Here is a 22,957-nt window from a genome sequence, read left to right on the forward strand (position 1 = left end):
CATCCATACCAATTCAATAACAAGGATAGGGTTGCCTCATGAACGACTGCATTTTTATCACTGGTGCTGGCGCCGGTATTGGCCTTGAGACCGCCCGTCTTTTTGCCTCCAAGGGATGGTTTGTCGGTGCTGCGGACCGGGATGAGACGGCCCTGATATCACTTAGGAGTGAGCTGGGGGATGAGCAGTGCAGTACCCACGTTATGGACGTGACGGACGAGACGTCGGTCAGGCAAGGGCTCGCAGAGTTTGCCGGTCGTACGGGAGGCCAGTTAAGGCTGCTTCACAATAATGCTGGCATTCTGAAGGTTGGGCCGTTCGAGGAGATCAGCTTGGCCGCGCATCGGGCCGTGGTAGAGGTTAATGTGATTGGACTGATGACGGTTTTGCACGCCGCGTTTCCGTATCTGAAGGCAACGCCAGGTGCCCAGGTGGTGAATATGAGTTCAGCGTCTGCCGCCTATGGGATTCCGGATTTCGCGTCCTACTCCGCTAGTAAACACGCGGTACGTGCGATGACCGAGGCCCTGGATATTGAATGGGAACCACACGGTATCCGTGTGTGTGATCTGATGCCTCCGTTCGTGAATACCGGCATGGTGCAGCAGAACGAGCAGGGATCCCGTTTATTTGAGCGCCTGGGCGTTAACCTGACTCCGGACGTTGTTGCAGCGCAGGTGTGGGCTCAGGTAGAGCAGCCGCGCCTGCATCGACCGATTTCGATGCAGTTCAAAGCATTGTGGCCCATTGCCAAATCCGCGCCGACCTCAGTGACCCGACGAGTGTTGAGCAAACTCTGGCGTCCGTAGTTGCCTTCCGTGCAAGGCGACAGACGGCTATCTTTGATACTCTTTCATACCTTGTCCATGGAGCGTTCGGGAGAACTGTGTAATGCCGGTCATGATTCAGGCTCTATTGCCGGTGTTTGTGTTGATCCTGTTGGGTTATTTTTTCCGGCGCTGGCATTTTCCAGGGGGCGATTTCTGGCCCCAGGCCGAGCGGTTTACCTATTACGTTCTCTTCCCTGCGATGTTGATCTTCAAGCTGGGCCAGGCTCAGGTGCCAGCGTCAGCTTACGGCGATATTCTCATTCTGATCGTTGCTATGCTGGCGGTCATGACGTTGTTGCTGGTTGCCCTGCAGTGGTTCTGGCGTTGGCCGGGGCCGGTATTTTCTTCGGTATTCCAGGGTAGTCTTCGTTTCAACTCCTATGTTGCCCTGGCAACGGCAGGTATGTTGCTAGGGGATGACGGCCTGTCGCTGATTGCCATTGCCGTAGCAGTGAAAGTGCCGTTGCTGAACCTGCTTTGCATCCTGATGTTTTCCGTGGTGGCGGGGCAGGGTGCGGTGAAACTGAAGCCCGTATTCAAGGCTGTCGTCTCCAACCCACTGATCATTGGCTCGGTGGTTGGGATGTTCTGGAGCTATTTCCAGATTGGCTTCCATCCACTGGTGGCCGGTATTCTCGAGCCATTAAGTGACCTCGCGTTGCCGCTGGGCTTGATGACGGTGGGTGCTGGCCTGCAGCTAAAGGCGCTACGCGGCGCCTCCATGCCATTTCTGGTGTCCTCGGTAGCGAAGCTGGTAGGTTTTCCGCTGCTTACGGCAGGATTGGCCCTGTTGCTGGGCCTGGAAGGGATGATGGTTCAGGTGGCAATACTGCTGGCAGCGCTGCCAACAGCCACTTCTTCTTACATACTGGCGCGCCAACTCGGTGGTGACGCACCCTTGATGGCGGGCATCATCAGTGGCCAGACCTTGCTGGCCATGGTGACTATTCCCCTGCTACTGGGCATCCTCTGGTAAGCACTTGAGCACAGCGTCTGCAAGGCTCTGTTGAAAGACGATGTAGCCGTCTTGATCGGTTTCAATATCGGTGGCGAGTGGGTCCCAGGTACTGAATGTTATGTCCAGACCTTCGGTGATCGAGCGCCACCATTGACGGTTGAACTGAGGCTCGGTCAGCAGGCAGGGTTGATTGGCGTTGCGCAGTTTTTCCTGGACTTCTGCGATGTGGCCGGCACCTGGCGACAGTTCCGGGTTCAGCGTCAGAATCCCCTCCAGGTTCAGGTTGTAGTGCCCCACGAAGCGGGTGAATGCATCGTGGTAGGTGAAGAGATCAATGTCGCGAACGGGGTCCAGGCGTTGAGTGATGGCTGCCTCGGCCTCGGCGATTGCCTGCTCGAAACGCGCCAGATTGGCGTCAAGCACGCTGGTATTGGCGCCTTCCAGGGTTGCGAGTACTCTGTGGACATCCCGCGCCATCTCAACTGCCAGAGCCGGATCCAGCCAAATGTGCGGATCCTCTCCGGAGCCGTGATCGTGGCGATGGTCGTCATGACCGCCTGATTCTTCATGGTCGTTATGGTGGTTATGATGCCCATGTTCGTCATGGTCACCGTGATCGTTGTCTGACTGCACTTCCGGCATGTTATCACCGTGCATGAGTGAGTAAGTGCGGTCCCGGAACTCGCTTCCGCCGAGCAGCCGTGTCAGGAAGGTTTCCATCTCAGGGCCCACCCAGAAAATGGCGTCAGCAGTTTCCAGTGCCCTGCGTTGTGAGGGTTTCATTGAGTAGTTGTGCGGGCTGGCGCCAGGCTGGACCAGTGTGGTGATTTCCACATCGTCAGCGGCTATGGCTCTCACCAGCAGTTCGATGGGCTTGAGGGAGGTGACAACCTGAGTGCCTGCCAGGGTGCTGGCGGATGCCAGGAGCGTGGCTGCACCCAATGCGATGAGGCCTGTAAAGCGGCTAGTGGTCATGTAACTGAGACTCTATAAAATTAATGGTACGTTATAATATAACAATAAAAGCGACGAATGAAGAGGGGGATCGCCTGACCATGCGAAATCCGGCCATGGCCGGTATAATGCGTGGCTTTTAACGCATAGCCTTTTCCAGGCTGACACCATCAGGATGTTTTCATGACCGTACGTACCCGAATCGCACCGTCTCCCACCGGGGATCCCCACGTTGGCACCGCCTTCGTGGCGCTGTTTAACCTGTGCTTTGCCCGTCAGCACGGTGGCCAGTTCATCCTGCGGATTGAAGACACGGATCAGGTTCGCAGTACGCAGGAATCTGAACAGGACATCCTGAATGCCTTGCGTTGGCTTGGGCTGGAGTGGGACGAAGGCCCTGACGTAGGTGGCCCCCATGGCCCTTACAGGCAATCAGAGCGGAAGGACTCGTATCGTCAATACGCGCTGGACCTTGTCACCCAGGGGCATGCGTTTTATTGCTTCCGCACACCGGAAGAGCTGGATGCCATCCGCGAAGAGCGCAAGGCCCAGGGCCTGAATCCGGGTATCAAGGGTGATCTGGAGCTACCGGAAGAAGAGGTCAAGCGTCGCCTGGATGCCGGTGACCCCTATGTTATCCGGATGAAAGTACCGGAAGACGGCGTTTGTGAAATCGACGATATGTTGCGCGGCACCATCGAAATCGACTGGTCCCAGGTAGACAGTCAGATCCTGTTGAAATCCGACGGCATGCCCACCTACCACCTGGCCAATGTGGTTGACGATCACCTGATGGAAATCACCCACGTGTTGCGTGGAGAAGAGTGGATCAACTCTGCGCCCAAGCACAAATTGCTGTACGAATACTTTGGCTGGGACATGCCGGTACTGTGCCACCTGCCGCTACTGCGCAATCCGGATAAGAGCAAGCTGTCCAAGCGCAAGAACCCCACCAGCATCAACTTCTACGAGCGCATGGGATTCCTGCCGGAAGCGGTTACCAACTACCTGGGCCGTATGGGCTGGTCCATGCCGGATGAGCGCGAGAAATTCACCCTGGATGAAATGATCGAAAACTTCGACATCCAGCGTGTTTCCCTGGGCGGCCCGGTTTTCGACGTGGAAAAGCTGCGCTGGCTCAACGGCCAGTGGATTCGTGACGAACTCAGCGACGACCAGTTCGTCGAGCGCATGCGCCACTGGTGGTTCAACGAACAGGCCCTGCGGGATCTGGTGCCTCACATCAAGGGCCGGGCGGAAGTGTTCAGCGATGTGGCGCCCATGGCCTCGTTCATGTTCTCCGGCATGCTCAACCTCAAGCCGGAAGACTTCGATCACAACAAACTGGATGAAGGCCAGGTCAAACGGGTGCTCCAGTTTACCCTGTGGAAACTGGAAGCCCAGCGCCATTGGAGCAAAGAGAATATCTTTGCCGACGTCAAAGCTCTGGCCAAAGCCATGGAGCTGAAGATGGGTGATTTCATGTTCGCCATCTTCGTCGCTGTCGCCGGTACCCCTAACTCCTGGTCCGTTCTGGACTCCATGGCTATCCTTGGTCCGGACATGACCCGGTCTCGCCTGCGCCATGCCCTTGAGATAATGGGTGGATTCTCCAAGAAGGAAACCAAGCGGGTGGAAAAAGAATACGCGGCATTGCTGGCGGAATAACCAATCTGTTGAATTAGTAAGCGACCAGAACAGGGATGTTCACGAAACTGAAAAAACGTTGGAAAAAAGGTTGACGCCCCAAGGGTCGATCCTTAATATACGCAGCCGTTGAGGGGCCATAGCTCAGCTGGGAGAGCGCAACACTGGCAGTGTTGAGGTCAGCGGTTCGATCCCGCTTGGCTCCACCAATTTCTAGTCCCCTTCGTCTAGTGGCCTAGGACTCCGCCCTTTCACGGCGGCAACAGGGGTTCGAACCCCCTAGGGGACGCCAATACGGCTCAACCGGTTTAGTCCGCCGGTAAGCCATCAAAAAAACCGCCTTCGGGCGGTTTTTTTGTGTCTGAAGGAAATGTCAGCGGGACGCTATAGCCCCTTTTCCGACGCCTTCATATGCCTTGACACGAATGGCGTCCTCCGGAAACTCGGACTTCAACTGCCCGGCAATGTGCGCCGCGATGAGCTCCACCGTGGTATCCGAATCCAGCATATAAACCCGGCTTTCCGGCAATGTCAGTGCAAACTCCCCCTGATTGGCCTCGTATTCAAAGGTGACGTACGCCGTGCCATCCTCGGCCACCCAGCGTTGGGTTACGTCCTCCTCGGAGCCCACATAGATATCCTGCCACCGCTTGGCCCATTGGTTCTCAAGATCCCGATCTCTGTGCTCATTGCGGTCGATCCGAATAGGCGAGCGATGCCCATGGGCGATTCGCTGGCAATTACCCATGTGTTTCTTCAGGCCGTGAACATAGTGGTAGTAGGCACCTTCAATCACATCTTCACGCAACGCAATATCCACATCCGTCACGTTTGCCGGCAAGACTGCCCGTAACTCCTGCTCCAACAGCCGGGCAACGGCAGAGGGCACTACACGGTCAGACGACAGCCACACCACCGCTTCGTCCGGGGACCGGTGAAGAATCCGGGTTCCGTCTGTCAGATGCCAGGTGAAACTGTCTGGCTCATCCTCATTCCACTCAAGCCCTTTGTAGGCTCTCGGGATCACCAGTCGGTGGTCCACGCGCTCGTCGATGACCCGTTTGATAGTGCGTTTGACGTTGCTGAAATCAAACACCATACCTTGATCATCCAACTCACCACCGAGTACCACATCCACAATCCAGCTTTCCCCCACCAGTCCCCTGGATGCGTCCAGGTAGGCGAAGTCGATAACCGTCAGATTGTCTACAAAAAGGTGATTCATCGGAGGTGTCCGGCAAGATGAGGTTGATAGATGGGCGGATTCTAGCAAAAATTCGCTAACGCTAGCAGTCTTGCGTGTGGTGCGGGGCAAAAACAAGGAGCAGGTGAGTGAGCCAGGGCAACTCGGATAACCATAATACGTTTGCTGTGCTGGTTCTGGCTGCGGGCGCTTCGCGACGAATGGGCTGTGCAAAGGCCCTGTTGCCGGTGGGTTCAGACACGCTGTTGGGCCATGCCATCGTTCAGGCCCGGCTGCTTGGCGGACCTGTCACGGTGGTCGCTGGTGGCTGGTATCCCCTGGTCCGCTATCGTTGCCGGAGCCAGCCATCGGCCTGGGTGGTCGCCCGGGATTGGCAGGAAGGGATGTCTGCCTCGCTGAAAACCGGTATGGCAAGCCTTGGGCCGCGAGTGAAAGGTGTGTTTGTGGTGCTGCTGGATCAACCACTAATCCCGCCGGATGCGATGCTTGCGCTCGCCAAAGTGGCGCGAATGACCCCGTCCCAGCCCGCTGCTGCCGACCTACAGGGAAAACCGGGGGCACCGGCTTACATTCCCCGACGTTTATGGCCCGAAATCATGGCCCTCGAAGGGGACAGGGGAGCAGCGGCCGTGCTAGCAAGACATGGCGCGACCCGGTTGGCCATGGCCGGCGCCGAGTCGGACGTGGATGTGCCCGAGGACTGGCGTCGCATCAACGGCGAGTTAGCCGAACAGTCCTGATAGCCAGGCGATGCCCACCGCAAAAATGCCAAGGCTGGCGGCCAGGCCGACGGTGTAGATGCGGGAGGTGGCGGAGCGCTGTTGGGCCACGAACAGGTCAATGGTGCGCTGGGCGATATCTTCAGCGGTTTCCCGGGAGATTTCATGGGCCTGTTGGATAGCCTCAGACTGCAAGGTCTGCCAGAACTCGGTATCGATGGTTTGTACGCTGGTAATGTGATCCTTGAGCTCCGCCATGTGGTCACTGGTGAAGCCGGTATTGCGAGAAAGGTCTTTACGCAGATCCGCCAGTTCCCGGCCCAGGTTCAGGTTGACTTCCGCGGCAACATCGTCGCGCAGGTTGCGAGTGCGCTCGTCGATCATCTCTGTCACCGCGTTCAGGCGTTCCTCAATCGCGGCTTCCTGTTTTTTGCCGGACTCGTCCAACACGCGCTTTAGATGGTCGAATTGCTCGTCGAACAGAGAGCTGAGCAACTCGTGCAGGCGGTTGTTAATGTGGGTTTTTACCGCTGAGCGGGCAATCTGTTCGATCAGGTCGCTAGTCAGGGGCACAACCTGAGGGCCGCCGTTGTTACTTGCTTTTAGCCCATCGGCGGGTTCTGGTGATATTTCCAGGGAAGCATCGGAGGGAAGATCCAGGATGTCGTCGTCCAATTCATTTGAGTCAGCATCCAGTTCAGGCGGTTCGGGCAGGTTGCCTTCGGTCACATCACTGTTGAGCTGCTCGAGAACGAGGCTGAGCCCTTCGGTGTGTGGTGGTTTGGTCAGAACGTTGTAAACCCCGAAGTTGCGAGCTTCCTCCATGAAAGACGATGATTTCTTGGAGGTGCACATGATGATGGGGATGGCTGCGGTGTCCGGGTTGCCCTTAATGGCCTTGGCGGCCTCCACACCGTTCATGCCCGGCATAAGGTGATCCATAAAAATCACGTCTGGACGCTGATGGGAGCTCAAAAAGTCCAATGCCTCCTCTGCCGAACCAGCCATGTTCACTTCCATGTCCCGGCCTTCCAGCAGTTTGCTCAGGGCAAATCGAGCCACTTTAGAGTCGTCTACCAGGAGTGCATTCTTGATCGCCATGTCACAACCTCAACCTTTACAGCGTGTGTGTTCATTATCGGGCGGGCGTTTACCAGCCTTCAAGTGTCGGGCATTGGGTGGCCCGGTAGCTTTTCTCCCGATAACAAACACCGGGCTCCTTGGTGCGGGCGGTAAAGACCTCCCCGGCCGCTGTTGTCAGGCGTACCTGTCCGTAAGGTTCGCCGTAACGGAAGGTCGCTTCAATCGAACTGCCATTGGGGTTCAGCAGTAGCCCCCTGCCGTGGAACGAGCCTTCAATATACTGACCTTCGTATTTTTTTCCATCGGCGAAGACTTCATTACCGTTTCCGTGGAACTCGCCGTTGGAGAATTCCCCTTCGTAGTGGCGCCCGTCAGGGTAGGTCAGAGTGCCTTCACCATGGAACTCGTCATCCTTGAAGCCGCCGACATAGAGCATGCCGTCCGATGTGGTCAGCGAGCCATGACCGTTAAGCTTGCCCCCTGACCATTGTCCGGTGAGAATGTCGCCATTGGCCATGGTGAGCGTGCCCTTGCCATCAAATGCGCCGTCCACGAAATGCCCTTCATACCGAAGTCCGTCGGCGGCTTCATAGGTGCCATCGCCGGTTTTAACACCGCCAACCCAGGTGCCGTTCCGGAACTTCACCCTCGTATAGGCTTCCAGCTTGCCCATCAGAGTTTTTTCATTGCCGGCGGCGATTGCCACGGACTGTTGCCAGGGCTTGTAGCCTTCCTTGCGGATGGTGACGTCGTATTTCCCCGGGGTCAGCTCCAGGTCCAGCCGTGTGGCGCCATGGTCCTTACCATTGATGGTGACGTTATCGCCGACGACATTCGAGCGCAGTATCAGCCGCCCGGTGGTAGGAGGCTCCGGTGAATCGCTTAGAGTCTTGGTTTCCGGTATGGCAGACACGGGTTCCGCCATCGCCAGCATCGTGGGGTCTTCCGGCAGGTCGGGAACGGAAAAAGGTTCTGCGTTAATACGGCTGGAAGCGGAAGTGGTCCCGGAGTCTTCGCCTGATGGTTCTCCGGATGCCGCCAGGGCATCGCTCTCCAAAGGCAGTTCGGGGTCGTCTTCCGCTATGTCTTCCCTGGTATCCTGTTGGTACAGTTCGTCCGAACGCCGCGCTTTTACTGGGGTGTCCGTGGCCGCACGGGCAATGGCCTCTTCGGTGTCCGGGGCGGTGGCTACCAGTTTCATATCCCTGGACAAGTCATCGCGGACAGACGCAAAGCCTGCGGTCACCAGAAGCATCAGTGCCAGAGCGTTGACAAACAGGAGGGGCCTGAAATCGACCATGGACAACCTCTCAATTCTGCATTCGTGTGACTGCCAGTGTCCCGCCCGTTTCATTGTCGTTGTTCAACGGGGTTCAGGACTGACACCGCCTCATCTTACCCAGTCGGGGCAATGTCATGTAACACAAAGTCACGGAAGTTCACGAGAATGCAGGACAAATCACACTTTGTCCGGAAGCTGGTCATGGTTGAGCTGTTCCCAGGAGCGCATGTAGACGTCTGCTTCGTATTCGTAAGGGGATTTGAACGGCGTCAACACGAAATCGAACACCAGAAAAAAGAATCCGATTGATGCCCAGGCGATGACCAGCGTGCTCAGGGTATTGGCCTGAATTTCCGGGTTGGCGTCAACGAACCCTTCAAGTAAGGGGATCAGGTCGGATGCCATGACCACCGGATTGAAGCTGGAAAGCACAAACGGCACCCAGAACGCGATAAAAACCGGAAAGAAACCGAAGGACCAGAGCACCCGGCGAATCAGATACATGCCGATGGCGCGCCAGTAACGCTGCCTTATTTCCGGAACGCGGCGCATGCGTTCCAGGTAGCGTCGACGCTCGGCCCAATAGGCGGCCACTTCCGGAGCGTGGATGGCGCGGCGATTGCCGGCGGGCTGTGGGGCGGATCTGGCCGCCTTGGGCGCGGTGTCGGGTGTCTGGATGCCATGGGGGTCATTGGTCATGGAGTCGGGTGCTGCCTTGTGGCTTCGGGTTAGTGCATGATAATAGAAAGTACGTGTTACCCTACAATCCCCATTTAGTTAAAGACAGGACAGTTTGAATGGCTGCAGTGATCGAAAACACCGTCCATCCGGCCTTTGAAAAGCTTCGCAGTCACCGGATCAGCACGCTGAACGTGACGGTCGAGGAATACCGTCACCGCAAAACGGGTGCCCGACACTTGCACTTGGCGGCGGATAACGATGAGAACGTGTTCTTTGTGGCCCTGCGAACCTTCCCCATGGACTCCACCGGTGTTGCTCATATCCTGGAGCATACGGCGCTGTGTGGCAGCGAGCGTTTTCCGGTGCGCGATCCGTTTTTCATGATGATTCGTCGGTCCCTGAATACCTTTATGAATGCCTTTACCAGCAGTGACTGGACGGCATACCCCTTCGCCAGTATGAACCGCAAGGATTTCGACAATCTGTTGACGGTTTATCTGGACTCGGTGTTCTTCTCATCCCTGGATCCGCTGGATTTCGCGCAGGAAGGTCACCGCCTCGAGTTCGATACGCCAGACGATCCGTCCACCGACCTGGTCTACCGTGGTGTGGTCTACAACGAAATGAAGGGCGCCATGAGCGCGCCTACTTCACAGTTGTGGCAGAACCTTTCCAGCCACCTGTTCCCGACCACCACCTATCACTACAACAGCGGCGGTGAGCCGGACCATATTGTGGACCTGAGCTACGACGATTTGCTGCGCTTCTACCGCCATCACTACCATCCCAGCAATGCGATCTTTGCAACCTACGGGGATATTCCGGCCCACGAACATCATGAACGCTTTGAAGAACTGGCCCTCAAGCGATTTGATCAGCTGGACGTAGAGTTGCCGGTGCGGGATGAGAAGCGGATGTTCTCGCCGGTCCGGGTGGATCAGAGTTACGCCGTCAGTGAAGGTGAGGATACCGGCCAGAAGACTCACATCGTGATGGGCTGGCTGTTGGGCCACAGTTTTGACCTGCAGGAGAATCTTGAAGGCCAGTTGTTGGCCAGCGTGTTACTGGAAAACAGTGCGTCGCCCCTGATGCGGGCGCTGGAGACGACCGACATCGGGCAATCGCCATCCCCCATGTGCGGCCTCGAGGACTCCAACCGTGAAATGACCTTTGTGTGTGGCATTGAGGGCAGTGACCCGGACAAGCAGGACGACCTTGAAGCGTTGATCGAACAGACGTTGGCCAAGGTAGTGGAAGAGGGCGTCAGCGAGGATCGCCTGGAAGCCATTCTCCACCAGTTGGAGTTGCACCAGCGCGAGATTGCCGGTGATAGCTTCCCGTACGGTCTGCAGCTGATCATGACCGCGATTTCGCCAATGGTTCATGGCGGTGATCCAGTTGAGCTCCTTGATCTGGAGCCGGTGCTGGCGGATATGCGGGAAAAAATCCGGGATCCTCAATATGTGCCCGGTCTGATCCGCCGCAAGCTACTGGAAAATCCGCACCGCGTGACCCTGACACTGCGCCCGGATGACAAGCTGGAGAGTCGTCGTCAGGCGGCAATTCGCGATGCCCTTGCCCGCCGCAAGGCCTCGTTGACGGACGAAGAAGTACGCCAGATTGTCGAGCGCGCCCAGGCCCTGGAAGAGCGGCAGACTCGGAAAGACGACGATTCCATCTTGCCGAAGGTTGACCTGACCGACGTTCCCCTGCAGTTGCCGGAACCGGAGTCGCGGTTCGCCGGCGACATGCCTGCGACCATTTATGCCCGCGGTACCAATGGCCTGGTGTACGAGCAGGTGATCCTTCCGGTACCGAACCTGACTGAGGAAGAACTGTTGTTGCTGCCGTACTACACCACGCTGATTCCGGAAGTGGGGTGCGGTGACTTGGATTACCTGCAGATGCAGGACCGTATCTCGGCGGAATCCGGTGGCGTCAGTGCGTCTTTCTCCGCCAAGGGAAAAATCAACGATGTTCAGGATCTTGCGGGTTACATCATTTTCAATGGCAAGGCGCTGGCTCGAAACCGCGAGGCGTTGACTCGCCTGCTGAACGATGTCTTTAATGGCGCCCGATTTGATGAGAAGGAACGGGTGCGCGAGCTAATTGCCCAGATTCGCTCCCGCCGCGAGCAGGCGGTTACAGGCAGTGGCCATGCACTGGCCATGGGGGCGGCATCGCAGGGAATCAGTCCGGGTGCGTGGCTGTCGTTCCGTCTTGGTGGTCTGGAGGCTATCCGTGGCGTTAAAGCGCTCGATAAGTCCCTCAGCGATCCTGCTGAGCTAGACAGGTTGTGTGAACGGCTTGCAGCACTGCACGAACGTATTCGGAACCAGTCCCGTCAATTCCTGCTGATCGGTGAGGAAGAGCAACTGGACCCAATGCTAACGGAACTGAAGACCGTTTGGGGAGACTCCGGTGCGGGAGAGAGGGCCGCCTGGAAGATTGAGCCCGTGAGTTACCAAACGCGCCAGGCGTGGCTAACGTCAACCCAGGTGAACTTCTGTGCCAAAGCCTACAGCACGGTTGCTATCGACCACCCTGACGCAGCGGCACTGACCGTGTTGGGCGGTTTCCTGCGCAACGGCTACCTGCACCGGGCCATTCGTGAAAAGGGCGGTGCCTACGGTGGTGGTGCTGGTCAGGACAGCGTGAATGGCACGTTCCGTTTCTTTTCCTACCGCGATCCCCGGTTAGGCGACACGCTGGAGGATTTCGACAACGCCCTGGACTGGCTTCAGACGGAGCAGCACGACCCGCAAGAACTGGAAGAGTCCATTCTCGGCGTGATCGGGCAACTGGATCGCCCACGGTCGCCGGCCGGTGCAGCCCGCCATGCCTTCCACAACCGCCTGTTCGGCCGCACGCCGGAGCAACGTGCGCGTTTCCGGGAGCGCGTGCTGGCGGTGACTCTGGATGATATGAAGCGGGTCGCCCGTGAGTGGCTGAAGCCGGACAGCGCCAGTGTGGCGGTTGTCACCAGCTTCGAAAATCGTGATACCGCTGAAAAACTGGGGCTGGAAATCCAGGAGCTATAAAGCGACTGAAAGCACCTGAAAACGGAAGGCCGACGCTCTTTATGGGAGAGGGCGCCGGCCTTTTTGTTATCTGCTCTATCGGTTCCGTTTAAGCCCGGTGCTGACCATGATGCGCGTAGAGATTTCCTCCACGGAGTACGCTGTCGTGTTGAGGTAAGGAATTCGTTCCCGGCGGTACATCAGCTCAATTTCCTCAATTTCATGCATGCACTGCTTCATAGATGAATAGCGGGAGTTCGGTCTGCGTTCGTTACGGATGGTGGCCAGCCGCTCCGGTTCGATGGTCAGCCCAAAAATTTTTTCCTTGTGGGGGCGCAGCGCGGCCGGCATCTGCTGGTCGTCCAGATCTTCTTCGGTGATGGGATAGTTGGCCGCCTTTACACCGTATTGCAGGGCCAGATACAGGCAGGTGGGTGTCTTGCCGCTACGAGAGGCACCGACGAGAATCAGGTCTGCCTCGTCGTAATGACGCGTACGGGCGCCGTCATCGTTATCCAGCGCGAAATTGACGGCATGGATGCGCCGTTCGTAGCTGCCTTCATTGTTGATGGCGTGCGACTTGCCTACGGTATAGGATGATGACGACCGCAACTCCTGTTCCAATGGATTCAGGAAAGTACCGAAGATATCCACCATGAAACCATTTGCGCCGGCGATGACATCACGAATATCACTATTGACGATGGTGTCGAAAACCAACGGCCGCATGCCATCGGTGTCCTCCGCTTTATTGATACGCTTGACCATCTCCCGGGCTTTGTCAGCGTCATCAATATATGGCACCGTAATGCGTTCAAACTCGATTTTTTCGAATTGTGCCAGAAGGCTGTGCCCCAAGGCTTCGGCGGTCAGGCCGGTGCCATCGGATATAAAGAAAGCGGTTCGTTTCATGGTGTGCGGTCCGGCTCCGTATTTGGCGGCTACCCTAGGTAAATTCCACAGGTTACAGTATCATACACGCCAAGTTCGAGAGCCCGCAGTGGAGAATGCAGTAATTACAGGGTTGAAATCAGCTCCACCTGTCCGGTTTGGCTCTTTGCTACAATGAATCAAGGGAGACACGCTTTGGAAGATTACATTATCTGGTTTGATCACCTGGGAATGTCAGACGTTGACCGGGTCGGGGGAAAGAATGCCTCCCTCGGTGAAATGATCAGTAATCTTGCCAACGCAGGTGTTACCGTTCCGGGTGGCTTCGCTACAACCGCCCATGCCTACCGTGAATTCCTGGCGAAAGACGGTCTTCGTGAGAAGATCGACAACGCTCTGGACGCCCTGGACATCAATGACGTGAACGAGTTGGCGCGAGTCGGCTCCGAAATTCGCCAGTGGATTCTTGATACCCCATTTCCGGACGCGCTGGAGCAGCCGCTTGCAGACGCCTACGCAAAGCTACGCGACGGCAACGACAACCTCGCAGTGGCGGTACGCTCGTCAGCCACTGCGGAAGATCTTCCGGATGCGTCATTCGCTGGTCAGCAGGAGACGTTCCTTAACGTTGTGGGTCTGGAGCAGGTACGGACGTCAGTAAAGGAGGTCTTCGCCTCTCTGTTCAATGACCGCGCCATTTCCTATCGCGTCCATCACGGTTTTGACCACAAACAGGTAGCCTTGTCTGCTGGCATCCAGAAGATGGTGCGCAGTGAGACCGCTGCCAGTGGCGTTATGTTCACCCTGGATACGGAATCCGGTTTCCGGGATGTCGTGTTTATCACCGGCTCCTACGGCCTGGGCGAAACGGTGGTGCAGGGTGCTGTGAACCCCGATGAATTTTACGTTCACAAGCCCACCCTCACAGCGGGTAAGCCTGCCGTTCTGCGCCGCAACCTGGGTAGCAAGGCCATCAAGATGGTTTACCACACTGACCCCGCCGCAGAGCAGTTTGTGGAAACGGTCAAGGTCGAACAGGACGAACGTAATCGCTTCTGCATCACTGACGCGGAAGTGGAAGAATTGGCCAAGCAGGCCATGATCATCGAAAAGCATTACCAGCGCCCGATGGACATCGAGTGGGCGAAAGATGGTGACGACGGCCGTATCTACATTGTGCAGGCCCGTCCGGAAACCGTTAAGAGCCGCGCTTCGGCCAACGTGATGGAGCGCTACCTGCTCAATGAGACCGGTACTATCCTGGTGGAAGGTCGCAGTATCGGCCACAAGATTGGCAGTGGCCCGGTCAAGATCATCACCAGTATCAAGGAAATGGACCGCGTTCAGGCGGGCGATGTTCTTGTTACGGACATGACCGACCCGGACTGGGAACCGGTGATGAAGCGGGCGTCCGCCATTGTCACTGATCGAGGTGGGCGTACCTGCCATGCTGCCATTATCGCGCGGGAGCTTGGTATTCCGGCCGTGGTTGGTTGCGGCGATGCCACGGAAATTCTGAAAGACGGCCAGGAAGTGACGGTGTCCTGCGCCGAAGGCGACACCGGGATGATCTACGAGGGCAGCCTGGATTTCGAGCTGAAGGAGAACACAGTCGACTCCATGCCTGCTATTCCGTTCAAAATCATGATGAACGTGGGTAATCCGGACCGGGCCTTCGACTTCCAGGCACTGCCCAATGAAGGTGTCGGCCTGGCGAGACTCGAGTTCATCATCAACCGCATGATTGGCGTTCACCCGAAGGCGTTGCTGAATTTTGATGGCCTGCCGCGGGATATTCGCCAGACGGTGGAGAAACGGATCTCCGGGTACAGCTCGCCGGTGGACTTCTACGTCGACAAGCTGGTCGAAGGAATATCCACCCTTGCCGCTGCCTTTGCGCCCAAAAAGGTGATTGTGCGGTTGTCCGACTTCAAATCCAATGAATACGCCAACCTGATCGGCGGTACCCTTTACGAGCCCGACGAAGAAAACCCGATGCTGGGCTTCCGTGGCGCTTCCCGGTATATCTCTGAAACCTTCCGCGACTGTTTTGAGCTTGAATGCCGGGCGCTGAAGAAAGTCCGAAATGAAATGGGGCTGACCAACGTTGAGATCATGGTGCCGTTTGTCCGCACTGTGGGGGAAGCTGAGCAGGTAGTGAATCTGTTGGCGGAGAATGGTCTCAAGCGTGGTGATAACGGATTGCGTGTGATCATGATGTGCGAGCTCCCCGCCAACGCCCTGTTGGCCGAACAGTTCCTGGAGCACTTTGATGGCTTCTCGATTGGCTCTAATGACCTGACTCAGCTAACCCTGGGCCTGGATAGAGACTCCGGCATCATCGCCCACCTGTTCGACGAGCGGAATGACGCCGTCAAGGCGTTATTGGCCAGTGCCATCCAGGCCTGCAAGAAGGCCAATAAATACATTGGTATCTGCGGCCAGGGGCCGTCAGATCATCCGGATCTGGCCAAATGGCTGATGGATCAGGGCATTGATTCGGTGTCGCTGAACCCCGACTCGGTACTGGATACCTGGTTCTTCCTTGCTGACGAGAAAATCGACTGACCATTTCGACAAAAGGAGCGTACGCGTGCCTATCGTAACCCCTGATCTGTGTGACGATTACCCCGAAGTCCTGGTGGTAGAGCCGGGTTTCCGCAATTTTGGGGGCGTGGACGCCTTCGGGGGCGAGATCGTGACGGTGAAATGCTTTGAGGACAATTCCATCGTTAAGGAACAGGTTGCCCTGCCGGGTAACGGTCGTGTGATGGTTGTCGATGGTGGCGGATCAAAGCGGGCCGCTCTGCTGGGTGACATGCTGGCCGAGAAAGCGGCGGATAATGGCTGGGCTGGCCTGGTGATCTATGGCTGCATTCGCGATGTCGATGTCATTGGAAAGACAGCTCTGGGAGTGCAGGCGCTGGGTACGCATCCGCGCAAGACCGAGAAGCGTGGAGTGGGTGATCTGGACGTGCCGGTCACCTTCGGAGGCGTGACCTTCCATCCTGGCCATTACATCTATGCCGATAACAACGGTATCGTGGTTTCCGAAAAGCCACTGAAGATCGACTGATACGGCCGTTTGCCCGGTAGTTCCCCCGTACTCTACCGGGCTACATTTCCCTTGACCGCACCGGTCAGCGTTTTACCTTTACAATCTCCATCCCCAGGAGAAACCCATCCCCGTCAGGAACACAGCGCAGCACGCGACAGACCGTTTCGAATGGCGGAAACTGCTCACTGGTGGAGGGTAGAAGGGTGTGGATTTCATCTCCTTCGGCGAACGCCTTTTCCGTATAGAGCTGCATGCCAGTGCCACTGAGATCCCGGCAAATGCCAGGAATCGCGACGCCGTTGCTGTCTGTGAGTTCGATTTCCGAGTTCATCGTCATGCGGTGGAAATCGCGTTTTTCTGAATAGTCCTTCATGGTTTCAGACATCCCGGCACCTCGCGGTTGTTGTTTTGTTAGTTATAAATGCTGAGGGTGGAAGCGTCAAAGAATTCATGGGAATAAAAATTTGAGAAACTCTTATATTTAGTAGTTAAGTCTCAAAAATAACACTACATATAGTTTTTGGCGGAAAACCCTGTCCAACACCTCCCCATGTGGGGAGGTGTTTTACGCCCAGTTGTCCGTTTTCCTTGAAGGCTTGAGCAGCGGGATAACAAGGGCCAGAATCACGCCGAGCAGCACAAGTGCTGCACCCAATAGCATGAAATCGGATTCCTTCTTGGCTTCCAGGCGTTCCTTCTCAGCGGTGAGAACTTCCAGGTCGTTGCGCAGCTTCTGGTTTTCTTCGCGAAGCTCACTATTCCGCCGGTTCAGGTTAATGGAGTCCGAGGCGACTTCCTTGATATTGCGAAGCTCTTCACTGAGCCTTCCTGAGCGAGCCTCCAGGGACTCTTCTGAGCTCCTGAGTTCGTTCCGCTCAGTGGTGACTTCCTCAAGCTGCGTCCTGAGATTGCTCAGTTCACTGCGGGCCTGCTCCAGTTGCCGGTTGGTGGCTTCCAGGCGTTGGCGTGCAATAGGGCTGTCTGTGAGATAGCGTGACACCATCCAGCCTTCGATTCCGTCCGGTGTGCGTACCCGGCTGTACCCTGATTCCGAGGTTTCCAGCAGTTCAAGTGAGGTCCCGCTTCGGACTCCCGAGTGAAGGATGCGGTATTGTGTTCCTTCGCCACTTCGGATCGGTGCGTAGAGCGTATCATCGACATAAACGGTTTTGGCGTATGCTGACGTTGCAGCCACCATCAAAACGATAATGCAGGTAATCAGACGTAATGGCGTCACTGGTTTTATTCCCTGGAACAGCGATTTAAGGCGCAATTTTGTCATAGATGCCGGGCCATACAAGGTGGAGTTCATTACAAAAAACTCATGGTGCCAGGCGCAGACCACCGCGCGGCTTCACGGCAGCACTGCCTTGAAGGGTTTGACGGTGACTTTCTGGTACACACCAGCATCCACATAGGGGTCAGCATCAGCCCACTCCTGGGCCGATGCCAGTGAATCGAACTCGGCTACAACCAGACTGCCGGTGAATCCCGCATCACCGGGTTCCGGTGTGTCCAGGGCCGGGTGGGGGCCCGCGACAAGAAGGCGACCCTGGTCTCTGAGCTGTTTCAGTCGTTCAATGTGGGCAGGACGGGCAGCGGCTCTGAGTGGCAAGCTACCTTCGACATCCTCGCTGATGATGGCGTAGTACATGATAATCTCCGGATATTTACTGACACAGTGTAATAGCTGGCTGGTACACTGCCATGAATGGTATTTACTCTGAATTCGGAAATGATGTGACTATAACTCAAGAAGCTGACTTCTGCATTGATCTGCATTGCCACACGACGGCGTCAGACGGCGCGTTGCCGCCAAGGGAATTGGTCGCACGCGCGCGCGCGAGAGGCGTTACCCACCTCGCCGTGACAGATCACGACACCATTGCCGGGCTTGAAGAAGCATCGGAGGCCGCGAGGGAAACGGGCGTTACTCTGATTGCTGGCACCGAGTTGTCCTGCCTGTGGAAAAGCAACACCATACACATAGTCGGGCTTGATTTTGACATTGACGACGACCGTCTGAAGCAGGCCTTGGAGCGGCAGAATACGAATCGTTGGTCCCGAGCTCGTACCATTACCGACAAGCTTTCGAAGCTGAAAATTGAAAACCTGCTCGAGAAGGCGACGGACAGGGCGGGCGGCGATGTGCCTGGCCGCCCTCATTTTGCCAGGGTGCTGGTCGAAGAGGGGGTGGTAAAGGATATCGCGCAGGCGTTCAAGCGCTACCTTGGTGCCGGCAAGGCGGGCGACGTAAAGGGCTTCTGGCCTGAATTGCCGGAGGTTGTCCGCTGGATTACCGAGGCTGGAGGTGTGGCCGTGCTGGCCCATCCCAGGAAATACAAACTTACGGCGACAAAATTGCGAGCGCTCGTTGCTGACTTCCGTCAGGCGGGTGGTCGGAGTATCGAGGTATCAACGTCGGGGCAGTCCAGTGGCGATCTGGGCTTTTTGGCGGAATTGTGTCGCCGGGAAAACCTGCTTGCCTCCCAGGGCAGCGATTTCCATTTTCCCGGTGCGCCTTGGTGTGAGCTTGGGGTCATCATGAAAATGCCAGACGGGCTTGAGCCTGTCTGGCATCATTTCAAAGAACCGGCAGGGGTTTTCGCAGCGGTTTAATCCGGTGCGTGGAACAGCAGGTATAGGTCGGTCAGCGAGTCGGGGATGGCGTCCGCCATTTGCCGGGACAGCTTCTCGCTGTTGCGGACATTCTGGAAGTCTTCATCCTCGAACAGCCCGGACAGCGTAAGCATCGGCACCAGCAGGTCTGCGGTTTCTTCCTCTCCGGCCTCCAGCCAGGCTTCCTCATTCTCAAGGAAGGTGTCCACGAACCCGGCACACCAGTTTTCCAGTGCGTTCATCGGATCGCCATCTTCAGGTTCCGGCAACTCAAGAGACTGGCCCATGTCCAGTGCGTGTGCCATATCCCTGCCGAGCTGTTCAACGGCTTGTCGGAACGCATCCGGAACCTGGCCGCTGGGCGCCTGTTCAGCGCCCGTGGCCAGTCTGAAGATGTCCTCAGTGCTCAAGGATGTCGGGCCCACCACGCTGGCGCAGACAACCCCGTGCAAACCGAAGAAATCCAGGGCTTCGTCGCCCCAGGGTTCGGCGAAAAGGATGTCTTCCAGCGCTTCGATGTCCGAATCTGATAGCATTCGTCAGTTACTCCCGGCCTTTTTGGCCTCTTCGGCAGCCCGCTGACGCTTACGGACTTCCCTCGGATCATTGTAGGCGCGGCCCGGTGTGACCGGTACATCCACCTGTCCACTCGGCGTTTCTTGCTCGGCAGCGGGCGCGGGCTCAATTGCCTTCTCGTTGGGCTTTTGCTTGCCCTCTGCTTGGGACGTCTCAGCCTTCGGCTCCGCAGGTGGCTTGCTGGTGGCTTCCTGCGATTCTTCAGCCTTACCTGCTGCTACCGGCTCGCTAGCCGGCGGAGGGGTTTCGGGTTGTTCCGCTTTCTCGGCTTGGGGCGTAGACGGCTCGGCGTCAGCAGTACTGTCGGCTTTGGGTTTCGCCTTGGGTTTGGTGTCGGCTTCTGTTGGTTGTGGCTTGGCTTCCGCTTTCTGCTCGGGTGCCTCAACCTCGGCTTCAGCCACGGGCTTCGGGGCTTCTCTTTCCGGAGCCGCCTTTTCAACATTGTCGACCGTCGCATCTGCTTGGGCGGTTTCGACCTTCTTTTCAGCTGGCTTCCTGGGCGACCGGCGTGGTCGGGCAGGGCGTTTCGGCTTCTCCTCAACACTGGTGTCGGCTTCAGATTTCGCCGTCTCATTGCCAGAGGTGTCTGCCTGATCGGTCTTCGCGGTGCCAGACGTTGCCGGCTGCGGCTGCTTTTCAGGCGCTTCACCGGGTTCTGCGCTATCGGCCGCTGGTTCAGCGGGTTTCTCCGCCGATTTTTCCATCGGTGTTTCCGTCGCGCTTTCCGCGGACGTCGCTTCGACAGGTTTTTCAGCCACGTTTTTCGCCGGCTTCGGCTCTGCCGTATTGGCCGCCGCTACGTCCGGTTTTCCTGCTGGTTGAGTGGCAGATTGCTTATCGGTCTGCTCTTCTGGCTGAGTATCCTTCTGATGCTTTTCGCTGCGGGCGGACTTCCGGTCTGCCGGTGTGGACGCCGGGTTATCAGTGGGGGAGCCGTCGCGACTACGATTGCGTCTTGGTTTACGGCGTTTTTCGTCGGAGCCGGACTTTTCGGCGGCAGCACTTTTCTGGGTGCCGGAGTCCTGTTGTTCCTGACGGTCCTTCGGGTCCTTGGCCTGAGACTTGTTGCGCCCCTGTCCGCGTCCCTGGCCCTGGGGTTGGCCGTCTTTGCGGTTGCCATCCCTGCGGTTATCGGCTGTCTTGTCGGCGCTCTTGTCAGCACTTCCTTGCTGGCCCTGACCACTGCGGCCCTGGTCGTCTCCGCGATTGCGGTTTGCACCTCGGTTACGTCCCCGGTTGTCATCGCTGCGGCTGCTGTCGCCGCGATTAGCGCCGGCCTGACGGCGATCAGCACCGCTACGATTGCCGGAACGGTTGTCGTCGCGGGCTACCCTGGATTTGCGACGGTCCTGGCGGTCCTGGGTGCGACGGTCGTCACGGTTCGAGCCGGCGGGCTGTTCCCGTTTCACTGGTGGTTCACCGATGACTTCCTCACCGCTGAAGAAATCCGCTATCTTGCGGCCAAGTTTGCTGAACAGGCCATCACTCTGTTCGGCCGGTGTCTCTTGTGCTGCCTTTTCCGGAGCCGGAGCGGGCGCAACCGGTCGAATGGCTTTCACCGCAGCCTGTTCGCGAACCGGTGGTTGGGCAGCAGGGGCCTCGAAGATTTCCTCTTCCCTTTCACTGTACTCCTGAGCCACCTGGTAGCTCGATACATGCTCCACGCCACTCTCATCGTCACGCATGCGCAGGATTTCGAAGTGCGGTGTTTCCATGTGAGGAGCGGGTACGACCACTACTTCGACTTCCTGCCGAGCCTCGATATCGGCCAACTGTTTGCGCTTCTCGTTCAGCAGGAAAGTGGCGACGGCGACCGGCACCACGGCGCGAACCTGACCGGTCTTTTCCTTGGATGATTCCTCGTAGATCAGGCGCATGATGCTCAGGGCAAGAGACTCGATGCCCCGGATGGTGCCCTGGCCTTCACAGCGAGGGCAGACTTCGCTGCGGGTCTCGCCCAGGGATGGGCGCAAACGTTGGCGCGACATTTCGAGCAGACCAAAGCGGGAAATCTTGCCCACCTGGACCCGGGCGCGGTCGATTTCCAGTGCCTCGCGCATCTTCTGCTCGACTTCGCGCTGGTGCTTGGCCGGGGTCATGTCGATGAAGTCGATCACGATCAATCCGCCCATGTCCCGGAGGCGCAGTTGGCGAGCAATCTCTTCTGCCGCTTCCAGGTTGGTCTGAAGCGCGGTTTCCTCAATGTCGTGGCCTTTGGTGGCACGGGAGGAGTTGATGTCGATAGATACCAGTGCTTCGGTGGGATCGATCACGATGGAGCCACCGGAGGGCAGCTTCACTTCACGCTGGAAGGCGGTCTCGATCTGGCCTTCAATCTGGTAGCGGCTGAACAGGGGGATTTCGTCCTTGTACAGCTTGATCTTGTTTTCGAACGAGGGCATAACCGCACGAACGAAGTTCAATACGTCCTCGTAAACCGTTCCGGAGTCAATCAGCACCTCGCCAATGTCCTGACGAAGATAGTCGCGTACAGCGCGGATAATGACGTTGCTTTCCTGGTGAATCAGGAACGGCGCTTTGCGCTCGCCGGCGGCCTGGGAAATGGCTTCCCAGAACTGGACGAGGTAGTCCAGATCCCATTGCAACTCTTCGGTGGTGCGGCCAATGCCGGCAGTGCGAACAATGATGCCCATGGATTTGGGCACCTGTACATCGTTCATGGCCTCTTTCAGCTGCGCCCGCTCTTCACCTTCGATACGACGGGAAATGCCGCCGGCGCGAGGATTGTTGGGCATGAGCACGAGGTATCGGCCCGCAAGGGAGATGAAGGTGGTGAGGGCGGCACCCTTGTTACCACGCTCTTCCTTGTCCACCTGGATAATGACTTCCTGACCTTCGGCAACCACATCCTTGATGTTGATCTTGCCTTCAATCTGGCCGGGTGATTTCTTGAAATACTCCTTGGAGATTTCTTTGAGAGGAAGGAATCCGTGGCGTTCCGCGCCGAAGTCCACAAAAGCGGCTTCCAGGCTGGGCTCTACACGGGTTATGCGACCCTTGTAGATATTGGCTTTTTTCTGCTCGCGGGAGCTGGACTCGATGTCGAGGTCAAACAGACGCTGGCCGTCAACCAGGGCTACGCGCAACTCTTCGGGATGAGTCGCATTGATTAGCATTCTTTTCATGGAAAGAAATGGTTCCTGTCGTTTGGTTTGGACAGAAAACCTGGGGAATAGCATCAGCGAAGCAGAACTTGCGTGCCGCGGGCCCCTTGTAACAGGGGCAACCCGACGGCCAGACGAATCAGATCCCTGCGGGGAATTTTCCCGGAGTTCCGAGGCCACCGCCGACGGTTCGCCTGCTTGTAGGCAGGAAAGAGTCGCTTTGGGTCAGAGTCTGTTGGCGCATGTTATCCGTTTTCAGGTTCACGCGGGTGCCTGGGTCTCACGTCGTATTCGTATGCTGGACGGCCCG

The 22,957-nt window shown here is 57.1% G+C and carries 19 protein-coding genes and 2 tRNA genes; 10 read left to right on the forward strand and 11 right to left on the reverse strand.

What is annotated here, in order from left to right:
• Positions 1 to 38 precede the first annotated feature (38 nt).
• Both R1T46_RS11390 and R1T46_RS11395 read left to right on the forward strand, forming a co-directional pair.
• A complete protein-coding gene (locus R1T46_RS11390; protein ID WP_317305426.1) occupies positions 39 to 809 on the forward strand; it encodes an SDR family oxidoreductase in 771 nt (256 codons plus the stop codon).
• 82 nt (positions 810 to 891) lie between these two features.
• A complete protein-coding gene (locus R1T46_RS11395) occupies positions 892 to 1,806 on the forward strand; it encodes an AEC family transporter (RefSeq protein ID WP_317305427.1) in 915 nt (304 codons plus the stop codon).
• Here the strand turns inward: R1T46_RS11395 and R1T46_RS11400 are convergent.
• Positions 1,786 to 2,763 carry a zinc ABC transporter substrate-binding protein gene (locus tag R1T46_RS11400; RefSeq protein ID WP_317305428.1) on the reverse strand — a complete coding sequence of 326 codons (978 nt, stop codon included), beginning with the start codon at positions 2,761 to 2,763 and terminating at the stop codon, positions 1,786 to 1,788. The genes R1T46_RS11395 and R1T46_RS11400 overlap by 21 nt on opposite strands.
• Positions 2,764 to 2,925: 162 nt before the next feature.
• On the opposite strand from R1T46_RS11400, the gene gltX reads away from it, so the two are divergent.
• The 3 genes from gltX to R1T46_RS11415 all read left to right on the forward strand — a co-directional run bounded on the left by gltX (position 2,926) and on the right by R1T46_RS11415 (position 4,681).
• On the forward strand, positions 2,926 to 4,410 hold the full coding sequence (gene gltX, locus R1T46_RS11405; protein WP_317305429.1) for a glutamate--tRNA ligase: 1,485 nt from the start codon (positions 2,926 to 2,928) through the stop codon (positions 4,408 to 4,410).
• Between the two features lie 112 nt (positions 4,411 to 4,522).
• Positions 4,523 to 4,598: transfer RNA gene (locus tag R1T46_RS11410), tRNA-Ala, on the forward strand.
• A gap of 7 nt (positions 4,599 to 4,605) precedes the next feature.
• Positions 4,606 to 4,681, forward strand: a tRNA-Glu gene (locus R1T46_RS11415).
• 81 nt (positions 4,682 to 4,762) lie between these two features.
• Here R1T46_RS11415 and R1T46_RS11420 read toward each other — a convergent pair.
• On the reverse strand, positions 4,763 to 5,614 hold the full coding sequence (locus R1T46_RS11420; protein WP_075194771.1) for a 6-pyruvoyl trahydropterin synthase family protein: 852 nt from the start codon (positions 5,612 to 5,614) through the stop codon (positions 4,763 to 4,765).
• A 107-nt stretch (positions 5,615 to 5,721) separates the two neighbouring features.
• Here R1T46_RS11420 and R1T46_RS11425 point away from each other — a divergent pair, with 107 nt between their 5' ends.
• On the forward strand, positions 5,722 to 6,333 hold the full coding sequence (locus tag R1T46_RS11425; protein ID WP_317305430.1) for a nucleotidyltransferase family protein: 612 nt from the start codon (positions 5,722 to 5,724) through the stop codon (positions 6,331 to 6,333).
• Here R1T46_RS11425 and R1T46_RS11430 read toward each other — a convergent pair.
• The 3 genes from R1T46_RS11430 to R1T46_RS11440 all read right to left on the reverse strand — a co-directional run bounded on the left by R1T46_RS11430 (position 6,316) and on the right by R1T46_RS11440 (position 9,376).
• On the reverse strand, positions 6,316 to 7,413 hold the full coding sequence (locus R1T46_RS11430) for a response regulator (protein ID WP_317305431.1): 1,098 nt from the start codon (positions 7,411 to 7,413) through the stop codon (positions 6,316 to 6,318). The two genes, R1T46_RS11425 and R1T46_RS11430, sit on opposite strands and share 18 nt — an antisense overlap.
• 49 nt (positions 7,414 to 7,462) lie before the next feature.
• Entirely contained in the window at positions 7,463 to 8,695 is a 1,233-nt protein-coding gene (locus R1T46_RS11435; protein ID WP_317305433.1) for an MORN repeat-containing protein, read from the reverse strand.
• A 159-nt stretch (positions 8,696 to 8,854) separates the two neighbouring features.
• The gene (locus R1T46_RS11440; RefSeq protein ID WP_317305435.1) at positions 8,855 to 9,376 is read right to left on the reverse strand and encodes a hypothetical protein; all 522 of its coding nucleotides are present in this window, start codon (positions 9,374 to 9,376) and stop codon (positions 8,855 to 8,857) included.
• 98 nt (positions 9,377 to 9,474) lie between these two features.
• Between R1T46_RS11440 and R1T46_RS11445 the strand changes: the two genes are divergently transcribed.
• Entirely contained in the window at positions 9,475 to 12,399 is a 2,925-nt protein-coding gene (locus R1T46_RS11445; RefSeq protein WP_317305436.1) for an insulinase family protein, read from the forward strand.
• 75 nt (positions 12,400 to 12,474) lie between these two features.
• Here the strand turns inward: R1T46_RS11445 and R1T46_RS11450 are convergent, their stop codons facing one another.
• On the reverse strand, positions 12,475 to 13,290 hold the full coding sequence (locus tag R1T46_RS11450) for a pyruvate, water dikinase regulatory protein (RefSeq protein ID WP_286810919.1): 816 nt from the start codon (positions 13,288 to 13,290) through the stop codon (positions 12,475 to 12,477).
• A 153-nt stretch (positions 13,291 to 13,443) separates the two neighbouring features.
• Here R1T46_RS11450 and ppsA point away from each other — a divergent pair, with 153 nt between their 5' ends.
• Both ppsA and rraA read left to right on the forward strand, forming a co-directional pair.
• Positions 13,444 to 15,837 (forward strand): phosphoenolpyruvate synthase, encoded by a 2,394-nt coding sequence (ppsA, locus tag R1T46_RS11455; RefSeq protein ID WP_410797362.1) that lies wholly within the window; start codon positions 13,444 to 13,446, stop codon positions 15,835 to 15,837.
• Between the two features lie 25 nt (positions 15,838 to 15,862).
• Positions 15,863 to 16,345, forward strand: a complete 483-nt coding sequence (gene rraA / locus R1T46_RS11460; protein ID WP_317305438.1) for a ribonuclease E activity regulator RraA — start codon at positions 15,863 to 15,865, stop codon at positions 16,343 to 16,345.
• A gap of 64 nt (positions 16,346 to 16,409) precedes the next feature.
• On the opposite strand, the gene R1T46_RS11465 is transcribed toward rraA, so the two are convergent.
• The 3 genes from R1T46_RS11465 to R1T46_RS11475 all read right to left on the reverse strand — a co-directional run bounded on the left by R1T46_RS11465 (position 16,410) and on the right by R1T46_RS11475 (position 17,981).
• The gene (locus R1T46_RS11465) at positions 16,410 to 16,712 is read right to left on the reverse strand and encodes a PilZ domain-containing protein (protein WP_317305439.1); all 303 of its coding nucleotides are present in this window, start codon (positions 16,710 to 16,712) and stop codon (positions 16,410 to 16,412) included.
• Between the two features lie 180 nt (positions 16,713 to 16,892).
• Positions 16,893 to 17,564, reverse strand: coding sequence for a TIGR04211 family SH3 domain-containing protein (locus tag R1T46_RS11470; protein WP_317305440.1), 672 nt, complete (start codon positions 17,562 to 17,564; stop codon positions 16,893 to 16,895).
• Positions 17,565 to 17,681: 117 nt separating this feature from the next.
• Positions 17,682 to 17,981, reverse strand: a complete 300-nt coding sequence (locus R1T46_RS11475) for a YciI family protein (RefSeq protein WP_317305442.1) — start codon at positions 17,979 to 17,981, stop codon at positions 17,682 to 17,684.
• A gap of 86 nt (positions 17,982 to 18,067) precedes the next feature.
• Between R1T46_RS11475 and R1T46_RS11480 the strand changes: the two genes are divergently transcribed.
• Positions 18,068 to 18,946 (forward strand): PHP domain-containing protein, encoded by an 879-nt coding sequence (locus R1T46_RS11480; protein ID WP_317305443.1) that lies wholly within the window; start codon positions 18,068 to 18,070, stop codon positions 18,944 to 18,946.
• Here the strand turns inward: R1T46_RS11480 and R1T46_RS11485 are convergent.
• Both R1T46_RS11485 and rne read right to left on the reverse strand, forming a co-directional pair.
• Positions 18,943 to 19,482, reverse strand: a complete 540-nt coding sequence (locus R1T46_RS11485; protein WP_041333755.1) for a YecA family protein — start codon at positions 19,480 to 19,482, stop codon at positions 18,943 to 18,945. The genes R1T46_RS11480 and R1T46_RS11485 overlap by 4 nt on opposite strands.
• A 3-nt stretch (positions 19,483 to 19,485) precedes the next feature.
• Positions 19,486 to 22,668 carry a ribonuclease E gene (gene rne / locus R1T46_RS11490; RefSeq protein ID WP_317305444.1) on the reverse strand — a complete coding sequence of 1,061 codons (3,183 nt, stop codon included), beginning with the start codon at positions 22,666 to 22,668 and terminating at the stop codon, positions 19,486 to 19,488.
• Positions 22,669 to 22,957 lie beyond the last annotated feature (289 nt).

The organism is Marinobacter salarius (genome assembly GCF_032922745.1).
Lineage (GTDB): Bacteria > Pseudomonadota > Gammaproteobacteria > Pseudomonadales > Oleiphilaceae > Marinobacter.